At 63.6% G+C, this 18,357-nt stretch carries 18 protein-coding genes; 8 read left to right on the top strand and 10 right to left on the bottom strand.

The features are described from left to right. Positions 1–12: 12 nt before the first annotated feature. The gene (tssB, locus tag P0D73_RS24175; RefSeq protein ID WP_106280696.1) at positions 13–561 is read right to left on the bottom strand and encodes a type VI secretion system contractile sheath small subunit; all 549 of its coding nucleotides are present in this window, start codon (positions 559–561) and stop codon (positions 13–15) included. A 36-nt stretch (positions 562–597) separates the two neighbouring features. Beyond that, positions 598–1,284, bottom strand: a complete 687-nt coding sequence (locus P0D73_RS24180; RefSeq protein ID WP_408178388.1) for a tetratricopeptide repeat protein — start codon at positions 1,282–1,284, stop codon at positions 598–600. A 363-nt stretch (positions 1,285–1,647) separates the two neighbouring features. On the opposite strand from P0D73_RS24180, the gene tssJ reads away from it, so the two are divergent. The 4 genes from tssJ (at position 1,648) to P0D73_RS24200 (ending at position 4,953) form a co-directional block, all read left to right on the top strand. Further along, on the top strand, positions 1,648–2,274 hold the full coding sequence (gene tssJ, locus P0D73_RS24185) for a type VI secretion system lipoprotein TssJ (RefSeq protein WP_408286130.1): 627 nt from the start codon (positions 1,648–1,650) through the stop codon (positions 2,272–2,274). Positions 2,275–2,382: 108 nt separating this feature from the next. Next, a complete protein-coding gene (gene tssK / locus P0D73_RS24190) occupies positions 2,383–3,729 on the top strand; it encodes a type VI secretion system baseplate subunit TssK (RefSeq protein WP_408433061.1) in 1,347 nt (448 codons plus the stop codon). Beyond that, the gene (gene icmH, locus P0D73_RS24195) at positions 3,726–4,505 is read left to right on the top strand and encodes a type IVB secretion system protein IcmH/DotU (RefSeq protein ID WP_408178391.1); all 780 of its coding nucleotides are present in this window, start codon (positions 3,726–3,728) and stop codon (positions 4,503–4,505) included. Before tssK ends, icmH begins: the two co-directional genes overlap by 4 nt. A 181-nt stretch (positions 4,506–4,686) precedes the next feature. Next, on the top strand, positions 4,687–4,953 hold the full coding sequence (locus P0D73_RS24200; protein WP_408433063.1) for a tlde1 domain-containing protein: 267 nt from the start codon (positions 4,687–4,689) through the stop codon (positions 4,951–4,953). Positions 4,954–5,278: 325 nt separating this feature from the next. Here P0D73_RS24200 and zwf read toward each other — a convergent pair whose 3' ends face one another. From zwf to P0D73_RS24230, 6 genes are all read right to left on the bottom strand, one after another. Then, on the bottom strand, positions 5,279–6,760 hold the full coding sequence (gene zwf / locus P0D73_RS24205; protein WP_408178393.1) for a glucose-6-phosphate dehydrogenase: 1,482 nt from the start codon (positions 6,758–6,760) through the stop codon (positions 5,279–5,281). 292 nt (positions 6,761–7,052) lie between these two features. After that, complete coding sequence (lhpI, locus tag P0D73_RS24210) at positions 7,053–7,988, bottom strand: bifunctional Delta(1)-pyrroline-2-carboxylate/Delta(1)-piperideine-2-carboxylate reductase (RefSeq protein WP_408433065.1); 936 nt, start codon at positions 7,986–7,988, stop codon at positions 7,053–7,055. A 45-nt stretch (positions 7,989–8,033) separates the two neighbouring features. After that, positions 8,034–9,140, bottom strand: a complete 1,107-nt coding sequence (locus tag P0D73_RS24215) for a potassium channel family protein (RefSeq protein ID WP_408433067.1) — start codon at positions 9,138–9,140, stop codon at positions 8,034–8,036. A gap of 200 nt (positions 9,141–9,340) precedes the next feature. Beyond that, entirely contained in the window at positions 9,341–9,592 is a 252-nt protein-coding gene (locus tag P0D73_RS24220) for a hypothetical protein (RefSeq protein ID WP_132382914.1), read from the bottom strand. Positions 9,593–9,689: 97 nt separating this feature from the next. Then, the gene (locus P0D73_RS24225; protein WP_408286010.1) at positions 9,690–10,322 is read right to left on the bottom strand and encodes a cysteine peptidase family C39 domain-containing protein; all 633 of its coding nucleotides are present in this window, start codon (positions 10,320–10,322) and stop codon (positions 9,690–9,692) included. Between the two features lie 35 nt (positions 10,323–10,357). Then, positions 10,358–11,698 (bottom strand): NAD(P)/FAD-dependent oxidoreductase, encoded by a 1,341-nt coding sequence (locus P0D73_RS24230; RefSeq protein WP_408433069.1) that lies wholly within the window; start codon positions 11,696–11,698, stop codon positions 10,358–10,360. A 262-nt stretch (positions 11,699–11,960) separates the two neighbouring features. Between P0D73_RS24230 and P0D73_RS24235 the strand changes: the two genes are divergently transcribed. From P0D73_RS24235 to P0D73_RS24245, 3 genes are all read left to right on the top strand, one after another. Beyond that, entirely contained in the window at positions 11,961–12,215 is a 255-nt protein-coding gene (locus tag P0D73_RS24235) for a helix-turn-helix domain-containing protein (protein ID WP_408433071.1), read from the top strand. A 2-nt stretch (positions 12,216–12,217) separates the two neighbouring features. Beyond that, positions 12,218–13,558, top strand: coding sequence for a type II toxin-antitoxin system HipA family toxin (locus P0D73_RS24240; protein WP_408433073.1), 1,341 nt, complete (start codon positions 12,218–12,220; stop codon positions 13,556–13,558). Between the two features lie 294 nt (positions 13,559–13,852). Then, positions 13,853–14,707: a helix-turn-helix domain-containing protein gene (locus tag P0D73_RS24245; protein WP_132382904.1), complete on the top strand. Its 855-nt coding sequence runs from the start codon at positions 13,853–13,855 to the stop codon at positions 14,705–14,707. An 82-nt stretch (positions 14,708–14,789) separates the two neighbouring features. Here P0D73_RS24245 and P0D73_RS24250 read toward each other — a convergent pair whose 3' ends face one another. Both P0D73_RS24250 and P0D73_RS24255 read right to left on the bottom strand, forming a co-directional pair. Then, a complete protein-coding gene (locus tag P0D73_RS24250) occupies positions 14,790–16,646 on the bottom strand; it encodes an ATP-binding protein (protein WP_408433075.1) in 1,857 nt (618 codons plus the stop codon). Further along, positions 16,616–17,158 (bottom strand): putative pterin-binding protein, encoded by a 543-nt coding sequence (locus tag P0D73_RS24255; RefSeq protein WP_132382900.1) that lies wholly within the window; start codon positions 17,156–17,158, stop codon positions 16,616–16,618. The genes P0D73_RS24250 and P0D73_RS24255 overlap by 31 nt, the downstream gene beginning before the upstream one ends. Positions 17,159–17,409: 251 nt before the next feature. Between P0D73_RS24255 and P0D73_RS24260 the strand changes: the two genes are divergently transcribed. Further along, entirely contained in the window at positions 17,410–18,357 is a 948-nt protein-coding gene (locus tag P0D73_RS24260; RefSeq protein WP_408433077.1) for a phosphoribosyltransferase, read from the top strand.

Genomic DNA, 18,357 nt, shown 5'->3' on the forward strand with positions numbered 1-18,357 from the left:
CACACCCCGTGCTTATTCGCCCTGCTTGTCGTGGTCCGGCGCGCCGCCGTGCTGGTCCGCCGCGTTGCTCTGGTCTTTCGCCAGCGTTTGCAACTGCTGCGTGTTGTTGAGCACTTCGCTCAGCAGGTCTTCGAGTTTGTCGTTGCCGGCCAGCTTGTTGCGCAGATCGGCGAGCTTCGAGCGCGCTTCGAGCAGGCGCCGCAGCGGTTCGATTTGCGCGACCACTTCGTCCGGATTGAAATCGGCCATCGACTTGAAGCGCAGGTCGACGGCGAATTTGCCGCCGGCTTCGCTCAGACGGTTTTCCACCTGAAACGCGGCGCGCGGCTCGATCGCCTTCATCACGTCGTCGAAATTATCGCGGTCGATATTGACGAACTTGCGATCGCGCAGCTTCGGCTGCTCGACTTCAGACTGCCCCGCCAGATCGGCGACCACGCCGACGACGAACGGCAACTCCTTCACCTCGATCGCATCGCCGCGCTCGACCTCATAGGTCAATTGAACGCGGGGCGGCCGCACTTTTTGCAAGCGTTTTTGAATGCTTTCTTTCTTCGCCATCGTCGGCTCCCGGTGCTGATGGATCAGGCGTGTGGATCAGCGCAGCGCGCTGAACGGATCGGACGCGCCGCCGCTTTGCGCGGCTTTGGCGGGCGCGGCAGGCGCTGCCGGCGCGGCGGGAGCAGCCGGCGTGGCGGCGGGCGCCGCGGCGCTGGTGGTGGTCGTGGTGGCTTCCGGTGCATCCACGGCCTTGCCCTTGGCGACGTGACGAATCACGCGCTTCTTCTTCACCGCCTGCTTGTCGCTCGGGTCGGGCGGGAACAGCGTGGCTTCGCCGAGCGTGTCGCGCAGCTGCTTGGCGAGCGCTTGCGCGTCCGACTTCGCATCACCCGCGAGCGACGCGTCCTGACGCAATTCGCCGAGCGATTGCGTGGCGACGCGCAGGCCGGCCACCGCCAGCACGCTCTTTGCCTGACGATCGGTCTGGTCGCGTTGCAGCGCTTCTTGCGCGGCAACGATAGCCTGGCCGTAATGACCTTGTGTGAACTGGATCTGCGCAATACGCGACCACGGTTCTTCACGCGTCGGATCGGATTTGGAAAGTTGCTGATAAAGCGCGATAGCGCGATCCTGATCACCGCCCTTTGCGACGGTATCGGCATCCGCAAGTTGCTTATTAAAAGCCTCCGGTGTGCTCGCCACGTTGCCCTGTGTCGCGCAACCGGCCATCACGCCGCATGCCAACACAACCCCAGATAGTTTTACTAACAGACGCTCATTCATCGTTTTTCACCGACGTGCGAATTTTCTAATTCAAGGAGAAACCGGAGTTTTGCTTTGCTTCAAGTGCGCGGGTATAGTACAGGCCAATTTTCGATAATTCAACTTTCGTGTGAAGAAGGATTGCACGAAAAAAATGCATGTGGATCATTTAAACGAAACAAGCAGAAATTGTTTCCTGATGCAATAGCGGTGATGCGGGTGCCGGAAAAAATTTCCACTCGCCGCTCGCAAACACAGGAGCACCGGTAGTTGCATGCGCTTTGCATAAAGCGGCATTACGCGGCATAGCGTGGCTGCAAATTTGCCGGATTGAATTCGTTATTGGTGTTTTGACGGGGGACGGCGCCGAGCCGGTCGATGTATATGAATTCGCGTGTTATTCGCTATGCATCGCTATTGATTGCCCATGCCTCTGCCTGCGCGCTGCTGGGTGGCTGCGCGGCCGGCGTGACGGTGCTGGGAGCCGCTGCCAACGCGGCTTTGCAGGCGAGCGGCCTCGGCAAGCCGGACCTGCCGGATGCCCAGAAACCGCCGCGCAATGTCGGCCTTACCTTATATGCCGCGCCGAATCTGAATGCCGCGAATGACAAACGGCCATTGGCGCTGGTGGTACGGCTTTACACCCTGAAAGACCCGACTTCATTCCAGCAGGCGCCATTCGACGCATTTACCGATCCGGCCAAGGAAAAAACCACACTGGGCGGCGATTTGCTGGGCGTGCGTGAAGTAACACTGATCCCGGGCCAGCGCTACGTTGTTACCGAAAAAGTCTCGCGTGAAGCGCAGGCATTCGGTATCGTCGCGCTATTCCGCGATCCGGCGATGCAGCGCTGGAAATTCGCCTTCGACCCGGCGAAGTCGGAGAAATCCGGCATAATGATCGGCCTGCATAACTGTGCAATGACGGTGACCAACGGCACTGTGATCCCGCCGGAACAGGGATTGCCCGCGCAACCGCTGAATATGCTTTCTTCGGTAAGCTGCGGATAAAGATGCCGGTCAAATACGATTTAACAGTTTTTAGAGAATTAACAATGCGGCGCTCGAATCGGTTATCTCCGGGTGCGCCACACGCTGAACGCATATAACAGGTTTGAGATGAGTTATTCCGCAAAAGTGCTCTGGGGGGAAGGCCTGTTTCTAAGGCCGCAGCATTTTCAGCGTCAGGACGCCTATCATGAGGCGCGTCTGTTCGAATCGATCCAGGCGATCCAGCCGTACAACTGGGGCGTGCGTTCGGCGCGCTTCGACCGCGACGCGCTCGGCAGCAATGTGCTGCGTGTGAGCGAACTCTCGCTGGTGTTCCCCGACGGCGCGCTCTATTCCGCGCCGCAAGCCGACGACCTGCCGCCGCCCATCGCGTTGGATACATTGCCCGACGGCATCAACGAATTCACGTTTTATCTCGCGCTGCATCCGCTGCGCGAAACCGGCGCGAACTATGCGCAGGACAGCAACGCCGGTTTCGTGTCGCGTTACGTCAGCGAGCAGACGCCGGTGGCCGATCATTTCACCGACGCCGCCGAAGCCGACATCACCTTCCTGAAGACCAGCGTCAAACTCATCGCGCACAGCGAGCCGCGCGACCAGTTGCTTTCGGTGCCGCTCGTGCGCGTGCGCCGCACGGCCACCTCGGGCTTCGAGATCGACGACAACTTCGTGCCGCCCTGCCTCGCCATCGACGCATCGCCGATCCTGCATCAGCGCCTGCGCCAACTGATCGACGCACTACAGGCCAAGGTCAATGCGCTGTACGGTTTTCACCGCGAGCCGACCAAGAACATCATCGAGTTCCGCTCCGGCGACATCGCTTCGTTCTGGCTGCTGCATACCGCGAGCGCGGCGTTCGCTTCGCTCGCGCATCTGTACCAGCATTCGGCGCTGCACCCCGAACGTCTGTTCCAGGAACTGCTGCGCCTTGCCGGCCAGTTGATGACGTTTTCAAAGGGCTATGCGCTGTCCGACTTGCCGGCTTACCGGCACGACGATCCGGGCCCCGGCTTCGCGCGCCTCGACACGATCCTGCGCGATCTGCTCGAAACCGTGATCTCCACGCGCTACTTCGCGATCGCGCTCGAGCAAGTGCGCCCGTCGTTCCATGCGGGCCGCCTCGACTCGGGCAAGATCGACGACAAGACCATGTTCTATATCGCGGTGTCGGCGGACATGCCGACCGCCGAACTCGTGGAAGCCGTGCCCGCGCGCTTCAAGGTCGGCGCGCCGGACGACGTCGACAAGCTGGTGCTCTCGGCCATGCCGGGCGTGCGGCTCGTCTACACGCCGCAGGTGCCGCCCGCCATTCCGGTTCGTCCGGGTGCGTGCTACTTCTCGTTCGAAGCGCGCGGCGCGCTGTACGACCGTATGTTACAGGCCCAATCGGCAATGATCTACGCGCCATCGGGCATCAACGATCTTCAACTCGAACTGATCGCCGTCACATCATGAGCTACGCGCCATCCCTCTTTGGCGGCAGCACGCCTACCGCCACGCCCGCACCGATCACGGAGCCGAGCTATCAGGTCCGCTCGCTGCTCGATCTCTTGTACGACGGCTTCTTCATGCTGTTCCTGTTGAAGAACGGTCGCGAACCCGGCGACGCGCAGGAATTCAGCCAGCGCATCCAGCAGTTCCTCGGCGACTTCGAACGCGGCGCGAAGAAGCTCAATGCGTCGGCCGAAGATGTCTACGCATCGAAGTTTGCGTTCTGCGCGGCTATCGACGAATCGGTCTTGTCGTCCACCTTCAGGATCCGCACGGAGTGGGAGCGCCGGCCGCTGCAACTCGTGCTGTTCGGCGAGCAACTGGCGGGCGAGAAATTCTTCCAGTATCTCGAGGAGTGCCGCGCCCAAGGCGCGGCGCGTTTGCAGTCGCTCGAAGTATTTCACATGTGCCTGCTGCTCGGTTATCAGGGCAAGTATCTGCTCGAAGGACCGGAGAAGCTCGCGTATCTGACCGCGCGCATCGGCGACGAAATCGCGCATCTGAAGGGCAAGCGCGCGCAGTTCGCGCCGCATTGGCCGCTGCCGGATCAGGTCGCGCATCGTCTGAAACGCGAAGTGCCGTTGTGGTCGATCGGCGCGGTGTTTGCGCTGGTTGGATTGCTGGCTTATCTCGGCCTCAATACCTATCTGCGCGATCAGACCTTGCGCTCGCTCGCGCCGTATTCGCAGGTGGTCAAACTCGGGCCGCAGTCGGCTACGTTGACGATTTCGTTGCCTTAGAATCGCGTCGATCCATAGGTACTTTGTGGCCCGCCATCGCGCGGGCTTTTCTTCGTCCTCGACGGCCTGGATATGCGCATGGAATCGTCCAGTGTAAAACTTCGTCAAGAATAAATCGTCCTATATACAAGCCCGCAAGAGCAATGCTAGAAGGAGTCTTTCTCCACTACGAAAAAAAACGATGCCTGTGTTCTGTAGCTTCACACTCAATCGAAAAGAGACTTCGCAGTTGGTCTGCTCCGGCTTCGGCCAGGTCGAGGCTTACTCAGGGCAGAAGATAGGCCGGGACAACCCGGACGAAGTGGCCGATGTGGATGTCGGCCCGATTCCTCCCGGCACCTACTACATCGTGGATCGGCAATCGGGTGGGCGCTTCGGCGGGCTAAGAGATTTTATTGCCGAGCACATGGCCGATGAGACATGCACGATTGCTTCGATGGTGCGCTAGCACGCTCGCAGTATGGTTGGCATTGGGCACAGCACTCGCTTGGGGATCGCAACAGCTTTCGTTTGAAATACCGCTATGGCTCGCGGACTTCGTGAGACGCCTGCTGCGTTCGCTGTATCCCGACTGGATGCCCGATGCCTACGATATCGAGGCGTGGACTAACTTTATCCTCATCGTTTCGGGCTATCTGATCGCGGCCGTTGTTGTTGTATTCACAAGCGTAGTCGCATGGAAGCACCTGTCCAGCAGGCGATAGGCTTCGGGGTGCCAACTTTGTGGCCCGCCAGCAAATGCGGGCCATCTCCATCTAGCGCTGAAGCAAAGCTTATTGCGACTCTTCCGCCCACACGGCATTTTCGCGCGCCATCAGCGCCGTGGATGCCGCCGGTCCAAACGTGCCAGCCGTATAACCGCGCGGCTTTTCGCCCGATTTACCCCAGCCTTCCAGAATCGGTTCGGCCCACGCCCATGCCGCTTCGAGTTCGTCGCGCCGCATGAAATGCGTGAGGCGTCCGCGAATCACGTCGATCAGCAAGCGCTCATACGCTTCCGCGCGACGCTCGGTGAAGGCCTGCTGCAAATCCAGATTCAGATTCACCGGCAGCATATGCATGCCGCTGCCCGGCTCTTTCGCGAGCACCTGCAACTGGATCGATTCTTCCGGCTGCAACTGGATCACCAGACGATTGCCGTAATTGCGACCGCCCTTCGGAAAGATCGAGAACGGCAGTTCGGCGAATTCAATGACGATCTCCGACACCTTCTTCTGCATCCGCTTGCCGGTGCGCAGGAAAAACGGCACGTGTGCCCAGCGCCAGTTGTTGATATGCGCGCGCAATGCGACGAAGGTTTCGGCGCGGCTGCCCGCCGGCACATTGTCTTCTTCCTGATAACCCTTCACGGCCTCGCCATCCACCGCGCCCGCAGTGTACTGGCCGCGCACGGTATCGCGCACGATGTCCTCGGGCGTCATGGGCCGCAGCGAGCGCAGCACCTTGAGCTTTTCGTCGCGGACCGCGTCCGGGTCGAGCGACACCGGCGGCTCCATCGCGACGATGCACAGCAATTGCAGCAAGTGGTTCTGCACCATGTCGCGCAGCGCGCCGGTTTTATCGTAGAAGCCCGCACGGCTGCCCACGCCGACCGTCTCCGCCACCGTAATCTGCACGCTCTTGATATACGGCGCTTGCCACAGCGGGCCGAAAATCGGATTGCCGAAGCGCAGCACCATCAGGTTCTGCACGGTTTCCTTGCCGAGGTAGTGGTCGATCCGGTAGATCTGCGCTTCGCTGAAATGCTTGCCGACCGCCGTGTTGATTTCCTGCGCGGAGGCCAGATCGTGACCCAGCGGCTTCTCGAGCACGATGCGTGAGTTGGCGTCCACCAGTCCCGCCGCCGAGAGGTTGTCGCAGATATTCGTGAACAGATCCGGCGACGTCGCGAGATAGAACACGCGGCGCACGCCTTCACGCGACACTTCTTTCAGGCGCTGATAGTCTTCGACCGAATCGACGTCCATGCGCACGTATTCGAACAGCGCGAGAAATTTGTCCCAGGCGCCGGCATCGAATGCTTTCTTTTCGATGAAGGGCTTCGCCTTCAGTTCCATGAATTCGTTGATGTACTCCTCGCGCGACCAGGGCTTGCGGCCGATCGTGAGAATGCGGGTGTCCGGCGGCAGATTGCAGTGCAGATGCGCCATGTAGAGCGCGGGCAGCAGCTTGCGAAACGACAGGTCGCCGGTGCCGCCGAAGATGATCATGTCGAGCGGCAGGTCGGGAGTGGCAGAAGCGTGGTGGGTCGTCATAGCGCGGTCGCAGCGTCGTGATGGATAAGGCGTCGGTCAACGGGCAGAAAAAAGCAGCAGCGCCGTGCCGGCGGACCGGCACTTTTTCTGGCAAACGCCTATGGTGCAACGTTTTGAGATTGTTTGCACGGCGACATGTGCCTCAGGTTAGCGCAATATGCCAACCGGACGCCGTAAAGGCCTGTTTTCAAGGCCTTTTTCAATGTGCGCGAGCCACGCGCCCTATGCTGTTGCAAAGCACGCTCGCAGGCCGCTCACGCGGCCCTCTCACGCACGATTTTTCGGCAAGCCTTCAACCACCTGACAACGTCTCGCGCGCCACGCGGCACGCTGCCAGATCCCACGCCGCACAGCCGACGCTTTTAAATACGACCGGTTTTTTTTGCGGCAACAACGCTGGATTGTCGAGCACCGAGGCGATGCCGCCGACCTGAGCCCAGTCTACGCCCGCCTGAATGAAGTCGCCGGCTTCGTGGCGGGCGCCCGCTTCATCATCGACGAAAAGCGCGCTGCCGCCGAGGGTGCGCGCGCCGATCTCGACCATCGCCGGCGTGAATGCGCCGACGCCGATCACGAGCCGCTCCGCGCGCGCCGCTTCGTCGTAGACGGGCTGTCTGCTCGTGGTCAGCGCGATCACCACGTCGACTGAATCGGGGATCGTGGCGCCGGGTTGCATCAGCGGTTGAAGATCGCGCGCCTTGTCCCGATGCGCGGCGCAAAACGCCTCGGCGCGCGCGGGCGCACTGCCCTTCACCCACACGCGCGCGTCGGGAAACAGTTCGCCGATCGCCTCCAGATGGTTGAGCGCCTGCGTGCCGGTGCCGATCAACAGGAATTCGCGCGGCGTGCCGGCGGCGAAGGTGTCGACGCCGAGCATCGAGATCGCCGCCGTGCGGCGTCCCGTCACGGTCGGGCCGTCGAGGATGAAGAGCGTCTCGCCGGTGTCGGCGTCGAATGCCATCACTTTGCCGTGGATGGTCGGCAGGCCGCGCGCGCCGTTGCCCGGGCACACGTTGACCAGCTTGTGGATCGCGAGGTCGGGCGCGGTGGCGGGCATCGACAGCATGATGCCGTCTTCGTTGAGCGGCACGACGAGCCGCTCGGGACTCGCGATGCGCTGTTGCGCGTAGTCGATCGTCGCGCGCTTGAGTGCGCCGACTAGCGCGGCATAGGGAATCAGCCGCGTGGTCGCGGCGGCGTCGAAAGTCTGCGTGGTCGGGTGGGTCATGGGCAGGTCGTTCCAGTCCTTGGCAGAAGGTTGAGTTCGTATGGGCTAGCAGGCGGCGGGCGTTTCGTTCGGCCGGCGCGACGATTGGATCACCATCAGCAGATCGCCCGCCTCGATTGGACACGGCTCGTCTTCGTAAAACGACAGCACGCGTCCCGCGCGCACCAGGCCGACCACCACCGCGCCCGGCAACGCATTGCTCCAGCGGCCGACTTCCTGCGCCGTCGCCTGACGTTCGACCAAATTGACGCGGCCGCGTGCCGACAAAAGATCGTTCACGAAGGGCACGATGTATTCGCTGTCGACCGCGTCGGCGAGCAGCAAACCGCCGATCTTGGTCGACGAGACGATCACGTTCGCGCCGGCCTGGCGCAACTGGCGCTGATAGGTCTGCTCCTGAATCCGCACGACGATCTTGGCCTGCGGCGCGACGCTGCGCACGGTCAGCGTGAGCAGGATCGCGGTGGCGTCGTCGGTGACGGCAATGATGATCGCGCGGGCAATATGCACCTGCGCCTGCTGCAACAGATCTTCGCGCGACGGATCGCCGAGCAGGCCGGCGACGCCGAGCCCCGTGGCCGCTTCGAGCGCCGCCTGCTGCGGATCGATCACGACGATCGATTCCGCGGCGAAACCGCTTTCCAGCAACTCGCGCACCGCGACCGAACCGCTCAATCCGTAGCCGCAAATCACGACGTGATCGCGCAACTGCTTTTGCAGGCGTTTCATGCGGAATTCCTCGATGACGCGTTGAATGACGAACTGATAGGCGGTGCCGAGAAACACGAACCAGATGACGATGCGGATCGGCACGATGAAAAAGGCGTCGATGAGCCGCGCGCGGGCGGTCACCGGCACGATGTCGCCGTAGCCGACGGTGGCCACGGTCACCATCGTGAAGTACATCAAATCGATGATGCCGAGGACTTTGCGGTTAGCGTCGCGCAAGCCGTCCCGATCGATGTAGAGCACGGCGAAGGCGAGCACGCACAGGCCGACCACCAGATAGATGCGATGCAGCAGCATGCGCTGCGGCGACGCCGCGGGCCGCGTGAACAGCGTGCGGGCGCGCGGCGCCTGCCAGGGCGTGCGGGCGCGGCGCGACAAACGGAAGCGCGGCGGACGTGGCTCCGGCTTGGGCGAATCAGGCACGCGGCGGCTCCGGGAGTCGAGGACAAGCGATTCTACGACGCCGCGCGCGCCCTGGGGCCGGATCGGGAAAGCGCGGCGGTAAGTCGCGCGACGACGGGCGCGTTAGCGCGCGGTTGAAGATCGTTTCGACACAGCCTGCTCAGCCGCGCGCGTGGCCATACATTGAAGCCAGGCTGAACCCAAAACCAGCCGCGCCGCCATCACTGCGACGTGTCTTTGTCGCCGCCCTTCTTGCCACCCTTGAACATCGCGCGGCACGCTGGGCTGAGTTCATCGACGTGCTGCTTCATGCAGGCGGTGATCTTGTCTTCGTTGGGAATGTCGGCGGCGCAGAAATGCATGGCGTCGCCACGGCAGGCCTTGGCCTGATCGTCGCGGCTGGCAGCGTCCGCCGAGGCGGCGGAGCCAAGAGCCATCAAGCTGGCGGCAAGGAGGGCGTAGGTTCGTTTCATGGCGGTTCCGGTAGCGCAGAAGTCGGTACCGGCTATCCAGCAGAAAACGGGCCCGAACATCGCGCCCACCGGACGCCCCACCCGCCGCACGTCGCGCCTAGCGCGCGATCCGGCTGAGCGTCATGCCGCGCCCGGCGTAGAAACGCACCATGGTTTCGAACGGCAGATACACATCGGCCTGATGCGGCGCGATGCCCGAGGGATTGTGAAACCACACGCCATCGCGGCCGCGTCCGTGCAGCAGGATCAGATGGCCGCCTTGGCGCTGATTGGGCCGCTCGGGATAGCGGATTTCGGGGCTCACGGAGACGATCGCCAGCGTCTCGGCGTTCAGGCGCGCGGCCATGTCTTCGATGGACGCCTGCGGCAGCACGTCGACCTGAACGCCGAACGCGTCGGCCACCCAATCGGCAAACGGCCGGTAGATCAAACCGTCGACGCCGCCATCCTCGCGCATGCGGTACACGCCATGCCGCAACGCTTCGTCGAGCAGCGCGGCGCGCGGTGCGTGTTCGATGCGCCAATAGTCGAGCGCCGACTCGAGGCACGTCAGGCCGCACAGGCGCTTGGCCCAGAAGCGGTAACGCTCGGGATCGGAGAAGCCGCTGCGCTGCCAGCCGGGATCGGCGCACGGATCGCCGTGCTGCTCGACGATCCGACCAACCCAGTCGGGGCTGCCCCATTGCGTGTAGTACGGCACGCCGGCGTGGCGCAAGGTCGGTTCGTTCATTGGTGGTGCGGGAGGAAGATTGAGACAGAAGCGTTTTACAGCATGCTGCGAGGCCGTTGCATCGTGCCGTCGAAGAAACGCTGCAGGCGGAACGCCGACAGATCGAGCGACGCCTGGCCGCCATCGTTCAATTCCGCGAGCAGCTTGCCGACGATCGGCCCCATCGCGAAACCGTGACCGCAAAAGCCGGTGGCGATCGTCAACCCGCTGACCTGCGGCGGCGCGTCGATCACCGGAATGCCGTCGGGCAGCACGTCGATCAGACCGGCCCACGATTCGACCACCTGCGCGTCTTTCAACGCGGGGAACAAGGCGCGCAGTTTTTTCAACGCCCGGGGCGCATGGCCCACGTTCGGCTGCGGATGCGGATCACGCGGATGCAGCACACGTTCGTGTTTCGACACGCCGCCCGGCAAACGCTCGCGCAGATCACGCAGACATGCGCCGTTCAGGTGGAAGCTGAACTTCTCGCGCTGCGCCCACAACTCGGGCAGGAACCACTTGAGCGCGCGGAAATGGCCGAGCGTCATGTCGACGTCGACCTGCATGTCGTCGGCGAGATTGATCGCGCCGTTCGCGCGCTGCCGCACGCCGAGGCCGTGACCCCAGAACGTCGACGCGCTGATGCGCGGCAGCGGATTGGTGCGCATGCAGGTGCCGCGCACCGCCTGCTGCGGCAGTTCGAGCCCGAGCGTTTTGAGCAGACGCCAGCTGCTGGCGCCGGCCGCGCAGATGAAGCGCGAGGTGCGCAGCGTGCCGCGCTCGGTGACCACGCCGGCAATCGCACCGCCCGCGCGCTCCACGCCGATCACGCCGCAGCCTTCGAAAAAGAGCGCGCCGGCCTCCGCCGCCCGCGCCGCGAAAGCGGCCGCGGCGCGACGCGGTTCCGCCTGGCCATCGCTCGGCGTGTAGAGGCCGCCGAGCGCCGGAGCGTGCATGCCGGTCACGACCGTGTCGATCTGCTTGCGGTCGAGCGTGCGCGTATCGAGCCCATGCTGACGGGCGACGTCCATCCATTGCTGGAACGAGGTCCAGTCCTCCTCGCCGGTCGCCACGTACAGACAGCCGCCCTGACGCCATTCGAGATCGAAATTCAGCTCGCTCTCGAGTTTTTTCCACATCGGGATGCCGGCCATCATCAGCGGCACTTCGGCGGATTCGCGGCCCTGCTGGCGCACGAATCCCCACGCCCGCGACGACTGCTGACCGGCGATCCGCGATTTGTCGAGCACGACCACCGAAAGGCCACGGCGCGCCAAATAGTAAGCGGCGGCGCAGCCCATGATGCCGGCGCCGGCGATCACCACATCGGCATGTTTCGGGAACACCTGGTCGGCGGAAGTGAGGCTCGCGTGCAACGGGTAAGTCGTGGTCATCGGGCAGGCAGGTTTTAAGTGTGGGCGTAATCTTCGCAGGCGGCCCGGTTGTCCGCAATGCCGCTGTGCCCGAAGACCGACCGTGTGAGCGCGTTGAAGCGCGTCCGCAGGGCTCTCATGCCATTCACGCCGTTTATTCGCCACACAGATATCTGCATTTTATTCGCCAAACAGATATACGTAAAATATGCGTCACATGAGTATTTGACAAATATTCGTGTGACGCATAAAGTGCATTTATTCGTGTCGCGGATAATCTGCCATGCTCCACCTCATCGCCACGCCGGACCAGATGGCCCAGCTGCTTGCCGCCAGCCGGCGGCAAGCCGGCCTCACGCAGGCCGAGGCCGCCGCGCGGATCGGCGTCAGCCAGAGCCGCATTTCGGCCTTCGAAACCGACGCCGCCCCCCTCACCCTCGCACAATTGCTGGCCTTGTGCGGCGTCTACGGCCTGCAATTGCAGTTGCGCGACAAGAGCCAGGCGCTGCCGGGCCCGGCGCCGTTGATCGAGTGGTGAGCATGGGCCGCCAAACTCACTCACGTGCGCTATCGGTATGGGCCAACGGCGAGCGCGTCGGCGTCTGGCGCCTGCCCGCTCGCGGGCCCATGGAGTTCGCCTACGATCCCGCGTGGGTCGCCTCGCCCGCGGGACGGCCGCTGTCGCTGTCGCTGCCGTTCACGCCGGGCAACCTGGCGCAAAAAGGCCCGCGCGTCCTCAACTATTTCGACAACCTGTTGCCGGACAGCGAGGCGATCAGAAAACGCATCGGCCAACGCTACCAGACCGAGACGCTCGATGCGTTCGATCTGCTGCAAGCCATCGGCCGCGATTGCGTGGGCGCCGTGCAGTTGCTCGCCGAAGACGACGCGCCGCAAGGCGTCGAACGGATCGAGGGCACGCCGCTCACGGACGGCGAGATCGAGGCCATGCTGGCGCGCACGGTCAGCAACCCCGCGCTCGGCGCTCCGGACGAGACGGACGACTTCCGCATCTCGCTCGCCGGCGCGCAGGAGAAAACGGCGCTGCTGTGGCACGACGGCAAGTGGCAGCGGCCGCATGGCGCCACGCCCACCACGCACATTTTCAAGTTACCGCTCGGCCTGGTCGGCAACAAGCTCGCCGACCTCAGCACCTCGGTTGAAAACGAGTGGCTCTGCCTGCGGATTCTGCGCGCCTATGGGCTGCCGGTCGCCAACTCGGAGATCATGACGTTCGGCAAGCAGCGGGTGTTGAGCGTCGAGCGCTTCGACCGGCAAATGCATTCGAGCGGGCAATGGCTGCTGCGTCTGCCACAGGAAGATTTCTGCCAGGTGTACGGCGTGCCGTCGCATCGCAAATACGAAAACGAAGGCGGCCCGGGCGTGCTCGACCTCGCGCGAATTCTGCAGCAATCGGTCGAGGCGCGGCAGGACATCGAAACGTTGCTGGCAAGCCAGATTCTGTTCTGGATGCTGGCGGCGCCGGACGGCCACGCCAAGAACTTCAGCATCCGCCTGCTGGCGGGCGGCCACTACCGCCTCACGCCGCTTTACGACGTGATGTCGATCTGGCCGGTGGAAGGCAGCGGCCCGAACCAGTGGTCATGGTTCAAGGCGAGGCTAGCCATGGGCATGTGGTCGCGCAGCAAGCACGACGCGTTTCGCGACGTGCAGCGGCGCCACTTCAACACCATGGCGCTGAAGTGCTCGTACGGCGCGGACGCGGAACCGCTGATCCAGCGGTTGATCGAACAGACGCCCGGCGTGATCGAGCGGGTCTCGGCGGAATTGCCCGAACGCTTTCCGGCCAAGGTCGCCGAGCGGATTTTCAAAGGCCTGAAAAACTCGGCGGCGAAGCTCGGCACGATGTCTGCTGGTTAGAGGTTTTCGGGCGGCTGGCATCGGGCGACATATTTCTCTTCAGATGCAGCGAGGTTTCATCGGTAAAATACATTGATGCTCAATGCATAAAAAGATCGCCAAACCGGTCCTTGCCGACTCTCGCGCGGACGGGCTCGACGGCGGTCGTACAAAACTACAGATTGCGATACTTTTTACGGTACATTTGCTGTCCCCTGCGACGCCGCGTCTTTGCGCATTGAATGTGCATGGCCGCGCTGCGCCTGTCGTATCGCACTCCCCAGTACCCTTTAAGACGGCGGATTCTCACGCAGTATGGCCAACGAAACAAACTCACCTGACTCCATCGCAGTCGCCGAGCGCGTGCGCGAGTTGATGAGCCGGCACGGAATCGGCAAACGCCAGCAGACCACGGAGCTGTGCCGCATCCTCGATCTGAGTTTTTCACAGGGGCACCGCAAGTTGCGCGGCAACAGCCCGTGGACGCTCTCGCAGATCAAGAAGGTCGCCGAGGTGTTCGGCGAACCGGCCGCCCAGCTGTTCGGCGCGCAATCGCTCGATCCGGGCATGGTCGGCGCGATCGCCCAGGAAGCCGTGTTCAGCATCGGCGCGATCGAACTGGCCTGCACGGCCTGGGTCGGCGCCGCGCTCGAGGCGGGCAGCCGCCCCGAATTCGTCGCGTACTCCCGGCTCGGTCAATGGCGCGTGGCACGCCACGACGGTACGCTTTACCAGAGCGCGTACGAAGTTCACAAGATCGAGATCTATCCGCGCCGCGCCGAAACCGACAAGCCGACCATCGCGGTGGTCGACGACGATCAGGCCAGTGCCGACAACCTGCGCGACTATCTGGAGCGCAGCGGCTTCGCGGCGGTGGCGATCTACGGACTCGCGGCCTTTGCCGACCAGTTGCAAAGCCAGGTGTTCGACGGCATCGTGATCGACTGGCTGTTCGGCGCTCAGACTTCGGCGAACGCGATTCGCGCGGTGCGCGCCTCGGAAAATCCGGACGCGCCGATCTTCGTGCTGACTGGCGAATTGCTGACCGGCAAGGCCAGCGAATCGGAGATCAGCCAGGTGATCCGCAATTACGACGTCGCGTGCTATGAAAAGCCCGCGCGCATGGCGATCCTGGTCGCCGATCTGTCGAAGCGGCTGAACCGGCCTTAAGCGGATCCACCCGCGCCGGCAAACGGCTGAAGGCGTGTGCTCAGGTTGATGCCCACCTTCGCCCGGCCGCCCACGCTTCGCATCACACCGTATGCCGCGAAGCCAAAGCCCGCTGCAACGCGTTGCGGAGCTCCTCGTAATGTACCGGCTTTAATAACGCTTCGAAGAACGGCTGCGAGCCGGCTTCTCCTTGTCCCGCCCCTCCGGCTACTTCCTCCTCCGGCGCATACGCGCTGACCACGATCACCGGCACACCCGCGGACGGCCCGCCCCGCGTGGCGAAGTCCGCGAGAAACGTATAGCCGTCGCGCTCGGGCATATGCAGATCGAGCAACACCACGTCGCAACGGCGCGTGTCGAGCCAGGCGAGCGCATCGTCGGCATTGGCGACGGCGTGCGCGTCGAAATTCATGTGCGCGATCATTTCGCTGAGCGACTCGCGGATCAGGCGGTTGTCGTCGACGATCAGCACGCACGGACGCGCGCCACCACCTGGCTCGGCGCGCGCCGCCACACTCTGCGGCTGCGCAGCCGCGACCGGCGTAACCGGAATCGTCACGGTGAAGGTGGTGCCCTCGCCGACCTTGCTCGCCACCTCGACGGTGCCGCCGAACAGTTTGACCAGCCCCTGCACGATCGTCAGCCCCATGCCCGCGCCTTCGAAGCGGCGCGTGCGCGACGCGTCCAGTTGAGTGAACTCCTGGAAGATGAGCGGAATCTGCGCATGCGGCACGCCAGGCCCGGTATCGCTGACGACGAAAACCAGCATCGCCGGCCGCTGCCGCAACTGCACGCGCACCGTGCCGGTCTCGGTATAGCGGATCGCGTTGGTGACGAGGTTGTTGACGATCTGGCGGATGCGGTGCGGATCGGAATCGACGAGACCGCTCATGCCGCTCGCCTCGCTCTCCAGTTGTAGACCGCGCGCGGCGGCCGACATCGCATGTTCATCGACGATCGACGCCAGCAGTTCGCGCGGCTCGAAATGCTCGTGACGCAACTCGAGCTTGCCGGCGCCGAGGCGCGCGTAGTCGGTCAGATCTTTCATCTGTGCCTCGAGATGCCGCGCCGCGGTTTCGAGCCGCTGGATCACCTTGCGGTCTGCCTCGGAGTGATAGTTGAAGCCCAGCAATTCGATCGACGACACGATCGCATGCAACGGCGTGCGCAGTTCGTGGCTGATCATGCCGAGAAACGCGTCCTTCGCATGGCTCGCCTCGCGCGCGGCGCGGCTCGCCTGGTGCTCGGCTTCGAGCGCCGCGTGCTGCTGATGCATCAGGCGCGTCCGGCGCCGTCCGTTCAGCACGAGCAGCAGCGTCGCCGCCGCCGACAGCAACAGCAGCAGCATGCCGCCGGCGAACAGGATGCGGCGCTTGTCGATGAAGTCGCGGTTCATCGCTTCGCGATCGGCGACGTCGGCGAAACGGCGGCTCAGCGCGAGATCGTTGACCTCGTTCCAGTGCTGGCGCAGTTGCGCGACGATCCGGTTGGCCTGGCTGCGGTCTTTCGGCAGCGCGTCGACTTCGGGTTCGATGCCGCCCAGCAACTGATCGAGCGCATGGATTTCGTCCAATTGCCTTTGCAGCAGCGAGAGCTGGGTAGTCAGCCGGCGCGTCGAGCCGGCCATCACGTGCAGCTTGGATTGCAGCAACTGGTAACGCAGCATGAGCCGCTGATAGTCGTCGTCGACACCCGACTGATACAGCAGCAACTGATTCTCGAAGCGCGCGTAAGCGATTTGCAGTTGCGCGGCGTCCCAGTAGAAGCCGTCGTACGAGCCGGTCAACTGCTCGGTGGCGCGCGGGTTGAGCAGATTCGCGTACAACAGATAGCCGATCGCGCCGACCGGCGCCGCGAGCGCGGTCAGCCAGATCAGCACGTAGAGGGCACGGCGCCACGGATGGCGCATTATTTGACGATGAGGGCCTTGATCTGCCATACGAATTTCGAATCGCCCGAGGCGCCCGTGAGTTCATCCGGAAACGCATCGCGCGGATAGATAAGGAACAGCGGCCCGAAGTCGCTGATCTTCAGACGCCGGCCGTTCATGCTGTACGCAACGACCACGCCATAGCGATCGCAGTCCGACACCGGAATGGTGTAGGTATAGTCGTCGAGCGTATGGATCTCGACCTGGCTGCCATATGCGCCGACGGTCTTCAGAATATCCGCCAGCAGCGGTCCTGTGAAGGTGGAGCGCGGCGTCCACGTGGTCGAGGTCGTGATCGAATGGACCGGCAGCGCGAGCAGTTGAGCTTCGGTGAGGCGGTATGTCTTGTGCGCGGCATCGGTGGTCTTGCCGATCTTGCCTTGCACGTCGAGCGCTAAAAGTGGCTGTTCCGACTGAGCCTGCGCACTCCACGCGGCCAGCGCGAGGACGAGGCCCGCAGCCCAGCGTGCGCCCGTGACGGCGCGTTTTCGGTCATTCACCCTGGTGGTCGAGTTGGTCATCTGCTTTTTTATTCCGTTATCTATTTTCTTGCGGGCGGCCTGACAGTCGCCGGCTCGGTCTGGTACCGGCCCGCCGCCCCTCGCCCCGGCCGCGGTCTCGCTTCGCGCGTCGGGGGTGCCGCGCGTCACCCCGACGCGCGATCTTTGAACCGCATGCATAATATCGCCAAAATTCTTTGTCTCAAAAACGAGGTCCCGCGGCCGCGCCAGAGACGCTCGCCCCACCCGCGCCACGCGACGCCCCACGAGTCATGAACAAGCCGGTTTTGCCCCTGACGTACGAACAACTCGATCACTGGATCGAATCGCTGCAGCCTGCCTTGCTGGCGGAGCGCTTCACGATGGCGATCGGCATTCTGCGCGGCGGCGCGCCGCTCGCGCTGATGGTCTCGCATGCCGTCGGAACGCCGGTCGCCTTTCTGCGCTACGACCGCCAGGCGCGCACGGTGGCCTGGGATTCGACGCTGCCGATGCCGCCCGCGGGCTCGACCGTGCTGCTGTGCGAGGACATCGCCGGGCGCGGTTTTACGCTGACCGATTGCATCGTGTTTCTTCAGCAGCACGGTCTCGTGGTCAGGACGCTGACCGGCGCCGTCGACGACCTGAGCCGCACGCAACCCGACTATGCAATCGACGCGCGCGGCTACTTCGCGCTGTTTCCGTGGGAGCGCCAGGCGTACACCGAGCGTTATCGCGACGACTGGGCACGCGTCGAATCAGGCGCCGCGCCCGCGATGGCCGACGATCACGAATACGCCACCTACGCGATCGACCTCGACGGCATTCTGCTGCCCGACGTGCCGCTCGCGCGTTACGACGAGGATCTGGCCGGCGCGCTCGCCGAACGCGATGCGCTGCTGCCGTTCGAGGTGCTGCCGGAGATCGACTTGCAGCGGGTTCGCACGATCATCACCGGCCGGCCGGAAGTGGATCGCGCGCGCACCGAAACGTGGTTGACGCGGCACGGCTTCGGCCATCTGCAACTGGTGATGCGCACGCCCGACACGCACGATGAAAGTCCCGCCGGCAGCGCCGCGCACAAGGCCGCGGCCGCACTGCGCGGCGGCGTCACGCATTTCATCGAGAGCGATCCGGTGCAGGCGCTGCTGATCGCGCAGCAAGCGCCGCTCTTGCGCGTGATCTGGTGGGACGCGGCCACGCAAACCGGCATGCTGGTCGGCGCGCGCGCGTGGACCTGA

Origin of the sequence: Paraburkholderia sp. RL18-101-BIB-B (assembly GCF_046026985.1) — a bacterium.
Lineage (GTDB): Bacteria > Pseudomonadota > Gammaproteobacteria > Burkholderiales > Burkholderiaceae > Paraburkholderia.